The organism is Vallitalea pronyensis (assembly GCF_018141445.1).
Lineage (GTDB): Bacteria > Bacillota > Clostridia > Lachnospirales > Vallitaleaceae > Vallitalea > Vallitalea pronyensis.
Genome location: NZ_CP058649.1, coordinates 1403348 through 1417488, shown reverse-complemented (window position 1 = coordinate 1417488; position 14141 = coordinate 1403348). Strand labels below are relative to the sequence as shown.

Genomic DNA, 14141 nt, shown 5'->3' with positions numbered 1-14141 from the left:
TTAGGAACGAGCAACAGAATTGTTTTCATTACCATTCCTCCGCTTACAGTAAAGATGCTTAAAATGCTCAATCCGCTTTGCAGCAGCTTCCTTAGAATAAATACTCTTTAGAACATATTCAAACCCTTCTTCAAGCTCCTCTTTGCTCATATTCTTAGGTTTTACCACCACATTCCATAAAGTATAACTTCCCCAATGTTTTGTTAATATTCTATTAGCTTTATCAAGCTGATTATATAACTCGGAGCCAGGAAATGGTGTAGGAACAGATATCATAGCACCATATAAATTGTTTCCTAATGTAAAATCAATGACTTTTTGAAAAACGTCTTTATCATCGTTATCCAGTCCAACGATAAATGTACCCCAAACACCTATTCCATAGGACTGTATCTTTTCTATTGCATGACCATACTCTTGTAGTTTGTTATACTTCCATTTTTCAAGTTTTTCTAATGATGCTGGTGTAATGCTCTCAAATCCAATAACAAGCTTTCTACAGCCTGAAGCATATAACAGTTTTAGTACATCTTCATTATCAGCAATACCAATGTCTGTATGTGTCATCCAGCGTATCCCCATACCTTGTAACGAACTAATTAACGCTTTTGAAAATGCTTTTGATACGAGCATGTTATCATCTGTGAAGTAAATATGGGGATTCTTTTTTAATGTTTGTATATACTTGACTTCATTGATTACCTGTTCTACACTCTTATGTCTATATTTGGGGCCATATACTTTAGTAGAAGCACAGAAAGTACAATTATGGGGACAACCTCTTGATATCTGTACAGGTATTGTTTTGTAAGCATCCATTTTAAGAAGATCATAGCGTGGCATAACCACTTTTTCCATGTCAATAAGCTGATTATTTTTATAGATTCTTTTTGGACAGCCTTTTTTGAAATCCGTGATAAATTGATCCCATGTATCTTCACATTCACCAACAAATACCGTATCAAAATATTCTAATGTCTGATCTGGTAAATTGGTAGGATGCATACCACCAGCAATGATATAACTACCAAGTTTCTTAAACTGTACACTTAATTCATAAGCTCTTGAAGCCTGTTGTGTCATAAATGACATACCAATCACATCATAGTACTTTGAAAAATCAATGGCTTCAATTTCTTCATCAATATAGATAACATCATCAAAATAAGGTGTTGCCATAGCTCCTATGGTTAACAGTGGTGAATTAGGGCAAGCCATTAACTCCTTGAGAGATTCTATATTTGAGAGTTCATTATAGATACTTTCTGTCTTTTTATTTTCTTCCTGACTTCCCATACCAATACCTCTGGGAGAGATTAACGCAATTTTCATAAACTCATCCTTTACTCTTCAGATTATAGCGTGTTACTCATGTTTTTCATGGTCTTCTTTATCCTAGACATTCTAATCTTCGTGTTCTTTTGTGAATAAAATTGATCATAAATCCATGCAACACCTTTAGCAAGTTCATCCTCAGTCATTAATAGGGGTTTATAGACCACATCCCAAAAGGTATAACGGCTCCAATCATAATCAATGATCTTATTTTCTTTGTCCATTTTCATAAATAGCTCTGTTCCTGGTAAAGGTGTCAATATTGTAAAACTACCAGAATAGATACCGTTTTTCATGGTAAAATCCAGCGTGTTTTCAAAAACACCCATACTATCATTATCTGTTCCAAACATGAACGATCCCCATATGTAAATACCGGCATGATGAATTTTTTCAATCATCTTGGCATACCTGTTTGCTATGTTGGCTTTCCATTTGTTTTTATCTAATAGTTCTAAACTATTTTTAGTAATGTTTTCAAACCCAATAAAAAGCCATCTGCATCCTGCTCCTTTTAGCAAATTCAACACTTTTGTATTGTCTGCAACGGAGATATCTGTTTGGGTTCCCCAAATAATATCTTCTTTTTTGATTGCTTCTAGTAATTTTATAGAGTTTTCCATATCTATAAACATATTATCGTCTGCAAAGAAAATAAAAGGTGAAGGATCGATGGCTTTTATTGCTCGAATTTCTGCTATCACTTGTTTAATTGATTTGCTTCGATATTTACTTCCATACATAACAGGTAAAGTACAATACCCACAAGTACGAGGACATCCTCTAGTTGTTTGAATACTATAGGAACTATATAATGCGGTATTGATTAAATCATATCGTGGTATAGGCGATTGGGATAGATCGATATAGTAACTTGCTTTATATATCTTTTTGGGTTGACCTACTCTAAAATCTTCTAAAAATTCAAGAAATATAGCCTCACCTTCACCAACCATTACCGTATTGGCATAGCCCATAGCTTCATCCGGATAAATGGTTGCATGAATACCGCCTATTACTGTATGACTTCCCTTTGCCTTAAACTGACTGCATATTTCATATGCTCTATTAATCTGTTGTGTCATTCCAGTTAGTATTACCAAATCAAAATGTTGATGGAATGGTATCTCTTCCCCATGATCCTCATCAATAAAATGCAAGCTATAATCTGGTGGAAATAGTCCTGCTATTGTCAGCAAACTTAAATTAGGTGTTTCCCAGGCTCCATAAAATTTTGATACAACATCATTTCTCTCAAGAAAATCTTTCAAATATTTATTCTTACCATATTTTGACCCTTTTGGTACAATAAGTGCAGTTTTTATCATCTTTTCACATCCATCACATTCATAAGTTTTATTCGCCCAGTAGTACCATTTATTTCAACCCATTCACCATTATGAAAAACAGTCGTGGCATCATCATTAAAAACAACTACAGGTATCCCATATTCCCTTGCTACAACAGCACCATGTGATAACATATTCCCATAGTTCATAATAAGCCCGTTAGCAATCTTTAGAATAGGTGTCCAACTGGGATGAAACGTTTTCACAACACCAATATCACCCCGTTCTACTTGCCCTAAATCATCTAGACTATTTATTATCTTTATCTTACCTACTGCTTTTCCTCCACTAATTCCCATCACTTTATAACTTTTGAAATTACCTGTTTTTTGAACAGAAACATGAACAGAATTCTTAATAATATAAGGTGGTTTATCTTTTTTTGCCTGTTCATAGTTATCTCTTCTGGTATTGATGATGTCTTTGTTCATTAAGTAGTTAGGATATAAAATGCCCTCTTTGATTTCATCAATTTTCATGTGAAATATATCCTCACTGTTTTGTATAACGCCCTTCGCTCGATAGTATTTCGAAATTTTTAATAAAATTTGTCTAATCAAAAGCCAGCTCTTGTCAAAATAATAGCGTTGATTTTCTCTCAAACACATATACTCACCTGTTAATGTTATGCGTTTTTTTAGCTTATGCCCATACCATAGCTTTCCAATGCCTTTGTGTTGTTTTGATATTGTTTTTATCAAGTTTCTTTTTATCTGCTCTGGATCAATATGTTGATCATCATCTGTTTGGCATAATATATCATTTCGTATGAGTTGCTTCATAAGAGCAACTACTTTACTGGGTTCCTCAACCCAATGGGTATAATATAAGTCATCGCACTCTGTCCCTCTGTGACCATGCTTCAATATAAACGCATTGAAGCGACTTAATATATAGGCATAAGCCTGATTATGTTGTATTTCTTGTAAGATTTCTTCAGCAGTATTTTGACTAAAAAACAAATTCAACTTATCATGATCATGGATTAATCGTGTAAGCTCTAGGAGCTCATTATTTGCCAAAACCGTTTTATTACCATTGGTTTGCTTTCCAATTAACTGTGCTATCTGGTGTTTATCATAATCATGATGTAAACATGTTTTCTCCAGGTCATCATATAATATCTGTGCTAATCCCAAAAACCTAAAATGGTCTATCCCAATAAATACACAAAAATTATCTATCACGTCCTCTAATAAAGCCAATAAATCATGATCATGATGCGTATGATGTATCTTATGCATGTAATGGGTAATCTTTTTATTATACGTTTGTAACCGTCTATACCATGATTTGTAGCCATTACACGCTATTCTATAGAATTGTATTCTTTTAAGAAACCTATTCTTTCCATCATCTTCGAAATATTTTTTTTGATAATGCACATTCCAATAGACACGATTATGTAGAAAGCAAAGGGGCTGTTCGTCAAAATCCAGTCCATGGTGATTGTTGTAGATACTGAGATATACTCTATTTTGCCATGACTCTAACAATGATAAATAGCATACGGTTGCTGGTTGTGCATACCTATCAAGCAAAATACAATTCAAATTATCTATAGAAACTTTCCCATAAACATTACCCTCGTTGCATCTGCTAATGGGTCGAACCTGAAATATCCATAGGATACCGTCTTTGATGCCCCATTCAAAATCACAAGGGTATAAGAAATCTAATTCAAGTTGCTTTGATATAATTTTAATACGTTTTTGTTCTCGTTTTGTGAGAACTTTTTGGTGTTTCGTCATGCCTTTTGCGGGAGTGACATAATCCTTTTCATCACCACCGGTTATACCTTGATTATTCCCCCAACAAGCTTCTGTCACAACTTCATTTTGTCTTGTAATAGGGTGACGTGTAAATGTAACCCCTGACTTGACACAATCAATCATACATTGTATTAGAACAGACATGGCTGGAATATGTCGCTCAACATCATGGGCATATTGTTTGGCTATTGGTGAGTAATATGAAGCCCATACTTTTTTAATGGCTAAAATCATATCTTCATCGCTTTTCACATGCATAACACTTTCAAAAATTCCTGCATAGGATGTGGATAATCCATCCTCTTCCAAAGCAGAAGAACGTACGATAATAGCCCCTGTTATGACTGATAATTCTTCAAAAATAGCCTGTAATTTTTTTATCAAAACTCCATCAAACTTACCCCTTAGTATCTTCTCTGGTAGCTTGTCGTCATTTACTTTAATTTGATTATATTTGCAGTATGCTATAAAAAGATCTGTTGTGATGACATAACCGCTACAAACATGATACCCCAGCTTGAGTAAACGACTAATTTGGTAAGCTTTTGTCCCTACCTTATGGATGGATTCTCTCTTAATATCTTTTATTTTTATTATCATAAATCACCTATATTGCCTATCCATTTGCAATTTAATGTGCTATCGGCTATGCGTGTATTGGCCGAAACGGTACAACCCGGACCAATCTCTATTAAATCCACAATGGCTTCTGATTTCATATTATTTACCAGTGTAAACCATTGTATGGGATGATTAATTTGACGAGATAGCTTGTCCCTTATTAACTTTCCATTATAACTTTTTGTACCATCGTAACAGCTATACACTGGCCCTGCATGATTGAATACTTTCATGTGTTCAAAATCAGCTTTGGCTCTATATGCAGCTCTGTTGCGAAGAGGACTGTGATATGCTTTCTCTGCATATAAGTTGATAGCCCATCTAGCCCCTTTTTTCTTAGCTAATTCTATTACTTTTTTGACATGGTTATACTTGCCAGATATAATATTTTGAGTATGTGATATATAGGAACTTACACAAACTTTTTCGTGATTTTCATCTACCTTTTGACAACATTTCTCCAAGGTTTCCTTATGAATACCTATGATCCGATACATACACTCATCATGAGAACTTTCACTCATGAGGATTGACTCTAATTGATGAATAAGCCTTAACGTATCGGATAATTCAAAAACCCCAGCAGCTACACATGCTATAAACTCTCCTTGGCTATATCCAGCAAATGCCCTTGGCTTTCCATACATCCTTTCAATAACCTTATAAATGGCATAACAATGTGTTACTAAACAAATCATTTCCCATTTCACATGAATCCTCGTACCCCCATAACACATCTTAGCTAAATCATATTTCATGCAATCACTTGCTTGTTCAAATATATCTTTTACTTGTACATCCTCCTCATAAAATGATTTATCTAATCCTTTTGAAATAGCTTCTCGCCCTGGAAAAGCAATGACACTTCTATGCATTTTTTTATGTAGTAAGGGATAATCATCTCGTGTCAATGTGTTTGCTCCTTTTTTTATATCGCATATTTTTAATGAGATAACGCAACCTTTCATTGGCATTTTTTTGATGCGTAATTTTTTTGTACGTGTATAATAACCCTTCTTTTAATGCCTTAATCTCCATTTGTTTTGGCTCAATTACCACATCCCATAACGTATAATCATGCCACTCATAGCTTATAATTCGTTTCTCTTTTTCAAGTTGTTTTCTAATTTCTGTGCCGGGTAATGGTGTTGGCACTGTTATATTTGCACCATATAGATGATTATCATTAATAAAATCTGCCGTCTTATCGAATACATCTGACGTATCACCATCTAAGCCAATAATAAAAGTTCCATAAACACCGATTCCATATGATTGAATTTTCTTGATTTTTTCAGCATAATGATGCAAGTATTCATATTTAAAAGTTTTACTTTCAATATTTTTTAAGCTTTCCTCGGATACACTTTCAAATCCTATTACAACCCACTGACACCCAGACGCTATCATTAATTCCAGTAGATCCTCATCATCTGCAATGGTGATGTCTGTTTGTGCAATCCACCGCAGATTCTTTGGTATGAGGCTTTGCAATAATGCTTTGCTTTTTTGTCTTAAAACAAATAAATTATCATCTGCAAATAGAATTAATTTATCAGGGTACATCTTTTCAATTATTTCTATCTCCTGTAGAATCTGATGATTTGACTTACGCCTATATTTCAAACCATACACATTAGAAGCGCAACAAAAATTGCATTTTCTTGGACATCCTCTGGTTGTATACACGTTAATAACAGGATAGTCATAATCTCTAATCAAGTCATATCGAGGTACGATACAATGCTTCATATCAAATGTACCAACATGAGCCTCTTGATAAATATCTTTGTGTTGATGGTGTATGTAATCATGAATAAATTGTGGAAACAACACCTCTCCCTCACCTGCTATAACCACATCTACATATTGTTTCGCTTCATGAGGTAATACCGTAGCGTGAATACCTCCCATCACCGTTATGGTGTTCTTCCTTTTGAAAATGTCAGCAATTTCATATGCTCTTGTGGCTTGTATTGTCATTGCACTGACACATACCATGTCATAAAGCTGGCTAAAATCTATGTCCATATAGTTTTCATCTATATAAACCACTTCCCAATCAGTGGGAAAATAAGCAGCAATTGTTAATAACCCTAAACATGGTGCTGACCAAAAGTGTCTAAAGCTTCCCATCGTAATGGACTCTTTCAGAAACTTGGTCATTTCCTTTTCCTTACTAAATATTGTTGCTTTGGGATTAATGAGTGCTACTTTCATATTTCTATTCCTTTCTCAATATATACCTACCCATTGAGGTACCGTTTTCATCTACATGTATATCAATCATACCTTCACAATTGCCAAGTTTTGTCTGCACGATACAATATTCTAATGCATGTGGGGCATCCTTATTGGTGTCATAAAAAACACATGAAGGACCATGAATATCTAAATACATGGTTAGATGTGCAAGAGCAGTACTTAACATAACATTAGGAAATAGACTTGGGTTGATGCCCCTATAATCCTTGTCACAAATGATATGTGCTATTTTTTTAATGGAACGTATAGGTCCTGTTTGGGTCGATAAAACAACGCCTGTATGATAGGTGTCTATATTGGATAAATCACCATCAAATAAACGATAGGCTACATAGAGAACCTTCTTGGTAAACCTATCCATGATTCTTTTGTTTGGGGGTTCAAACATATTAGATATAAACTCATCATGACTGATTACGATACACTTTTTTATTACAACGTCACTTATATTCATAATCCACACACCAATACTGTATTTGTTCCACCGAAAGCGAAACAATTCACCAGAACATTATTAATTGTTTTATGTTTTTTTCTATACATTCTCCCCTTGAATTTGATTGTTTCATCCTGCTCATTCAAATTAACAATATAGGGGATACACTGAAATTCTAAAGCACATAGAGCAGTAAGTAATCCAAACGCACCAGATGCACCTCCTGTATGACCTATTTTTCCTTTTGGTGCTGTCACATCAATGTTTCCGAATAATTCATATATGACATGACCTTCAATACGATCATTAAGACGCGTTCCTGTTCCATGAGCTACGATGACATCTATATCATGCTGCTGTTTCTTTGCTTTCTGGAGAGCTTGACTTATAGCTCTAGAAATGTGGCTTCCATCGGGTTTGGGTGCTACGGTGTGATATGCATCACTTGTTACAGCTTGTCCTAATATTTGACAATAGCTGCCATCCATATTTGTACTTCGTAAAACATAAAAAACAGCTCCATCACCAACATAGATACCTTTTCTATTTGTATCAAAGGGCTTGCAACCGGTATTATCTATTGCATTAAGTCTTTTAAAACCACAATAGGTGATATAAGAAAAAGCTTCTACGCCTCCTGCAATAATAAAATCATACCTATGAACACGTAATAAATCATATGCATATGCTATTGACTGGGCACCTGCACAACAAGCATTTGCAATAATAATCACTTTTACCTTTGTTTGTAAGCGTTTCTGTATTTTACACGCTAACTGTGACATGAATGCATCTGCTACATTCACACCTTTCAAACATTCATCTGACATGCCCATACCTGTACCAAGAATAATACACCCCTCTTGGTTCGTTAGTGAAATTTTAGCATTATGGATAGCCGATACAATAGCTTCGTAGCACATATTCAAAAAATATTCTTCATAATTTTCCTCATACATTGTGTGACTTGTCATATCAGCCACAATTTCTTTTTTATGATGATGAATCATAAGGCTCTGTTTCTCTTGTATCCAATCCTGATTAATCCCATGCCAAAAATCACTAAGGGTATTTCCAAGCTTTGATCGGATTCCAATGCCAGTTATATAAACTTTACCCATGGTTATGATTGAGATATTCGCTTGTTATTCGAACAACTTCAGCAACACTGGTCATGTCAATTAGTTTTTCAGGATTGATTGTAATGTGATACTTGTTTTCAATTTCAGCTAAGATTTCAAGTGCCTTTAGTGAGTCCATGCCGTAATCATCAAAAAAAGAGTCATTTGACTCTATATCATCTACAGATACCTGAATAATCTCTGATACAATCTCTTTAATTTCTTTTTCTAACATCCTATTTTAACCCTCTTTCTTTATTTGTATTATTGTTCTACGTGACCCATGTATGGCTTCAATGGTAATCCTACCATGTGAACCCTCATCTTTAGTCAATTTTTCAATTTGGTATAAAGGACCATGGCTTCTATGAATTTGCTCTTGTTTGTTATCAACAACACCTATTGAAGCATCATCAATATCATACTTAAGTATTTCAATATCACTTTCTTGTGTTGATAAATAGAATGCTGCACTACTATGTGCAAAGGCTTTGTTTTCTATCTTTTCTGCTATTTCAGAGTGTTCTTCAGCCAAACTTACAATAGCATTGTCTACTTCTCCATTTGCTATATGCATGTATGCAAGCCCTAATGCATCTAATCCTGATGAAGCCCCATTGGATATATTATAAATGGGTTGTGTCATATTGAAATGAATGCCAGCTCTACATGATGGAGAATTTAGAACCGTGTTTGGGAATAAACTAGGGTTCACTCTTAAAGCACCTAGTTTTTCACAAACCTTGTTGAATTCATGTAAACTATTCAAACAACTATAGGCTGAACCAAAAAAAATTGGCACATTCATGGCCATATTTTCAATCCCATGCATCAATTTACTTATGGATATAATACACATTCTACTAATGCGGTCAATATTCTTATCAACGATATCTATTTCCTCAAAGCCTTCCCTAAGAAAAACGCAATTGTTTATATAGACTTTTCTTTTCATGACCCTATACTCCTATCACTAAACTACTTGTCTGTCCACCAAATGCAAAAGAATTTGACATAACGTATTTAAGATTCTGTTTTCTAGGCTTATTGGCTACAACATCTATATCACAATCCTCATCTTTGGACTGATAATTCATTGTGGGTAAAATAGTCCTTCTTTGTATCATTAATAAACAAGCAATCAGCTCTAGGGTACTGGCAGCACCCATTGAATGCCCTAGTACGGATTTAATTGAACTAACTGGTGGTAAGTTGTGGCCTTTGAACATTTCTTTAATGACTTTTGCTTCAATTTTGTCATTGGCTTTTGTACCCGTTCCATGTGCAGAAATATAATCAATATCCTTTAATGAAAGACCCGTATTCATCATTGCCTTCTTCATAGCTAATAATTCACCCTCACCATGAATATGAGGAGCTGTCATATGATAAGCATTTGATGAAAGACCGCTTCCTACTATCCTACCAAATACTTTCTGATTCTTTCGCTGCTTTTCTTTTTCTAATATGACAATACCGCAACCCTCTCCCACAACTAAACCTTTCCTATTTTTATCAAATGGCCTACAAAAGTCTGTTGCTAAAGATAGTAATCTCTGAAAACCTGCAAATGCTACTTTTGAAAATACATCAACGCCACCAGTAATAATCATATCTGCATAATCCCACTCAAGAAGTTGTTTTGATATTGCTACAGCATAATTTCCTGCTGCACATGCAGCTGGGACTGCAAACATATATCCTTTTGCACCAACAGCTTCTGCTACTGCTTTAACAATATTAAATGTTTGATATTGCTGATATAACCTGTTATCTATACTTTTATTTTGACAAACGAACTTGGTTATTTGTTCTTCAACTTCAATTTCACCCATAGTCGTTCCAATGACTACTCCAACTCTTTTATTATTGACTTGATTCAAATCAATTTTTGCATGATGGATGGCTTTCAATGTAGTACTTACAGCATAACAAGCCGCTTTCCCATATGTACTCAATATGTCTTCTGGAACATTTGTGTTCCATTTAGATGTCTTAATTTTTGATCCAATTTTTATTCTATAATTTGGGTTACTTTTAAATTCATCTATCATACCATACGTTACCTTACCGTCATAAAGATTATGCCAATAATCATCTAAAGTAAAGCCAGCAGTGGACAATACCCCCATACCCGTAACAACTATATCCTTCATCATTTCACCCTTAACTATTTTATGTTTCACCTTGTCCCATCTATTTCAAATATGCCTGTATCTGATCCACTTTATCTGTTCTTTCCCAAGCAGCATCTATATCTGTTCTACCAAAATGACCATATGCTGATAACTGTTTGTATATTGGACCTCTCATGGAAAATTGTTCTATTAAAGCAGCAGGTCTAAGATCAAAAATCTCACTTATCATATGTGCAATATCTTGATCTGGTATTTTAGCTGTATTAAAAGTATTCACATGAACGGATACTGGATTAGAAACACCAATTGCATAGGCAATCTGAACTTCGCACTTATCTGCAATGTCTGCAGCAATAATATTTTTCGCAACATATCTTGCAGCGTATGCTCCTGTTCTATCTACCTTAGTAGGGTCTTTACCTGAAAAAGCACCCCCTCCATGTCTTCCCATGCCACCATAAGTATCCACGATGATTTTTCTCCCTGTAAGCCCTGTATCAGCACATGGTCCTCCTTTCACAAATCTTCCCGTTGGATTAACAAGAATTTTTGTTTTACTGTCAATAAATTTCTGAGGTATAATCGGATGTATGACATACTTGATAACATCTTGATAGATTTTTTCCTGTTTAACGTTTAATAGATGTTGTGTGGATATGACTATTGTATCGATTTTCATTGGTTTACCATCTTGGTACTCAAATGTAATCATGGATTTCCCATCAGGTCCCAGATAATCAAGACATTTGTTTTTCCGAGCCTTAGTGAGTTGCTGACTTAATAGATTGGCATAGTATATTGGTGCTGGCATGAGAACGTCTGTTTCATTACAAGCAAAACCAAACATCATTCCTTGATCACCTGCACCTAATGACTCTTTTGCTTCTTCCCCATTAGCTTTTTCACTTTGTCTAGCTTCCAAAGAAAGACTTACACCTAAATCAATATCATCGGATTGTTTATCTATCATGGACATTACTGCACAATTTTGCCCGTCGAAACCAAAACAATCTCCTTCATATCCTATCTCGCTAACCGTCTCTCTAACAATTTGTGAAATATCTACCCCTGCATTTGATGTAATCTCACCCATTACGGATATAACACCTGTAGTAGCTGTTACTTCACAAGCCACTCTTGCATTTTTGTCTTTTTTAATATAGGCATCTAAAATAGAATCTGAGATCACATCGCACATCTTATCTGGATGTCCTTCGGTAACAGATTCTGATGTAAACAAAAAATTATTCTTCATCTTAATGATCATTCCTTTCATTCAAGGTAAAAAAATCTAAAGCCAAACATGGCTATACACGGATATTGGAAATAATACCATCCTATCTACACTTATGTAACCCTGTCATATCTATCTGCCGAAACAAAATTAGATATCCTTTATATGTAATATTATTATAGATTCTGGTGTATGGATTTTAAAGACCCAGTAGGTATAGGTCGTTATACTTTTTGCTTCATGTTCTTGAGATATAATGCAGAAAAAAAGTGCTTCATTAGGTTACCTAATTAGCAACATTTTATTGATTATGTCATGTCTTCACACGTCCTATTGGAGAGCAATATTTTCTCATATGTTGTTATTATAAATTCACCGTATGTCCTCATCCCACTATAAGAAATTATATCTAAAGCCATACAAAAATCCCTTTCATAGGTATTGAATAATTTTAAGACCGTTATGCCATCATGTTCATCATAAATGCATTCATCAAGTTTTACTTCTCTTTCTAAATATTGATTTAATGTTATTTCCAGCCTTTCTTTAAGACTTCCTCTACGATATTCCAAAAGTTTAATGGCTTCTTTTTTCAATGTAATTTGTTGTAAAAACAACTTTCTTATGGTGATGATGTTCTTATTAAAGACCTCTCTATCAATCTTATTATATGCAAGATAATACTTCATTAAGTTATACCATATATTCTTCAACTGATCGAATATCTGGTGAAACATTTCAGCTAATTTAATGAAGTATGGATTATTATTCGAATTATTTTTTACAATTAATGCTAAGTGTTCAGCCCTTGAAAAAATTGACCTTAGTTTAGGAAATAGTATCGCGTATTGATAATCATGTTTTTTATGCTTTAAACATATTTGATACCACTCTTCTATAACGTTGTAGTCATTACCTTTTAAACATTCAATGACTTTATGCCTATCGTTATTTTTATTGTAGGTTTTATTGACCAGTTTATTGACACGATATATTTCTTTTACACCTTCATTAAATATTTTTTTGTTCATTTTATAGGAGGATAAACCATAAAATTCATCTTTGATATAGTAATTCTCTTTGTCTTCACCATATATGATAAAACAATGTGTGTCTTCATAGCTTATATCTGAATATATGTTAGCTACTGGGTATTTGAATAAATCAAAAGATATAAGATACACCTCTTTTTGTTTAAATTGCATTTTTTTTGTCTTTACTAAGTCAATACCGTAATTTTTTTTCATTGCGTTGACAATGTTGTATACATCCTTTGTTGTGATATAATCATCGATATAATGACTTTTATTTTGGTCATTATATTGTATTGGTGAATGAATAAATAATTTCCAATACTCATTTCCATAAAACAAACATAATGTCATTATTTGCTGAACAAAACAATCATATGCTGATTGGTTAATGTCATCCAGTTTAACATCATTAATTTTATGCCTATACATATATACCTCCTTATCCTATCATCCATACAAACTGCTTTTGATGGTATGAAGACTTTGGTAGTGGAAGGGGCACCTTCAATCATAGATACCAAAGTCTCCATCATCATCCTAATCGTTCTTTATTTTATGGAATAAGCTTTGCTGACATATTTCCACCTCCATTCATACTTCTTTTGATGGTATGAAGACTCTGGTAATGGAAGGGGGATTTCCTTGATCTTAAATTTACCAAAGTCTCCATCATCATCTTAACGATTCTCTATTCTACACATTACATTTTGTTGACATATTTCCACCTCCATTTTAAATTTGTTTAAATATAGTTTTTTAGACATCTCTATTATAGATGTTATATCCTAGTCATTAAACATGTGGTAGGTATAGATTAATATACTTTTCGAGGATTA

General features: G+C 34.0%; 12 protein-coding genes. All 12 read right to left on the bottom strand.

All coding sequences use genetic code 11. The features are described 5' to 3' along the window. Positions 1–1332, bottom strand: coding sequence for a B12-binding domain-containing radical SAM protein (locus HZI73_RS05915; protein ID WP_212697334.1), 1332 nt, complete (start codon positions 1330–1332; stop codon positions 1–3). 23 nt (positions 1333–1355) lie between these two features. Then, positions 1356–2663 (bottom strand): B12-binding domain-containing radical SAM protein, encoded by a 1308-nt coding sequence (locus HZI73_RS05910; protein ID WP_212697333.1) that lies wholly within the window; start codon positions 2661–2663, stop codon positions 1356–1358. Then, on the bottom strand, positions 2660–5056 hold the full coding sequence (locus HZI73_RS05905; protein ID WP_212697332.1) for a PEP/pyruvate-binding domain-containing protein: 2397 nt from the start codon (positions 5054–5056) through the stop codon (positions 2660–2662). The genes HZI73_RS05910 and HZI73_RS05905 overlap by 4 nt, the downstream gene beginning before the upstream one ends. Then, positions 5053–5952, bottom strand: a complete 900-nt coding sequence (locus HZI73_RS05900) for an ACP S-malonyltransferase (RefSeq protein ID WP_212697331.1) — start codon at positions 5950–5952, stop codon at positions 5053–5055. Before HZI73_RS05900 ends, HZI73_RS05905 begins: the two co-directional genes overlap by 4 nt. A 22-nt stretch (positions 5953–5974) precedes the next feature. Continuing rightward, the gene (locus HZI73_RS05895; protein WP_212697330.1) at positions 5975–7297 is read right to left on the bottom strand and encodes a B12-binding domain-containing radical SAM protein; all 1323 of its coding nucleotides are present in this window, start codon (positions 7295–7297) and stop codon (positions 5975–5977) included. Positions 7298–7301: 4 nt separating this feature from the next. Then, complete coding sequence (locus HZI73_RS05890; RefSeq protein WP_212697329.1) at positions 7302–7796, bottom strand: hypothetical protein; 495 nt, start codon at positions 7794–7796, stop codon at positions 7302–7304. Then, a complete protein-coding gene (locus HZI73_RS05885; protein WP_212697328.1) occupies positions 7793–8899 on the bottom strand; it encodes a beta-ketoacyl-[acyl-carrier-protein] synthase family protein in 1107 nt (368 codons plus the stop codon). Before HZI73_RS05885 ends, HZI73_RS05890 begins: the two co-directional genes overlap by 4 nt. Next, positions 8892–9134 carry an acyl carrier protein gene (locus HZI73_RS05880; RefSeq protein WP_212697327.1) on the bottom strand — a complete coding sequence of 81 codons (243 nt, stop codon included), beginning with the start codon at positions 9132–9134 and terminating at the stop codon, positions 8892–8894. The genes HZI73_RS05885 and HZI73_RS05880 overlap by 8 nt, the downstream gene beginning before the upstream one ends. 6 nt (positions 9135–9140) lie before the next feature. Further along, positions 9141–9854, bottom strand: coding sequence for a beta-ketoacyl synthase N-terminal-like domain-containing protein (locus HZI73_RS05875; protein WP_212697326.1), 714 nt, complete (start codon positions 9852–9854; stop codon positions 9141–9143). 4 nt (positions 9855–9858) lie between these two features. After that, a complete protein-coding gene (locus HZI73_RS05870; protein WP_212697325.1) occupies positions 9859–11085 on the bottom strand; it encodes a beta-ketoacyl-[acyl-carrier-protein] synthase family protein in 1227 nt (408 codons plus the stop codon). A gap of 10 nt (positions 11086–11095) precedes the next feature. Continuing rightward, complete coding sequence (gene metK, locus HZI73_RS05865; protein WP_212697324.1) at positions 11096–12292, bottom strand: methionine adenosyltransferase; 1197 nt, start codon at positions 12290–12292, stop codon at positions 11096–11098. A gap of 287 nt (positions 12293–12579) precedes the next feature. Further along, on the bottom strand, positions 12580–13734 hold the full coding sequence (locus HZI73_RS05860; RefSeq protein WP_212697323.1) for a hypothetical protein: 1155 nt from the start codon (positions 13732–13734) through the stop codon (positions 12580–12582). Positions 13735–14141: the final 407 nt, after the last annotated feature.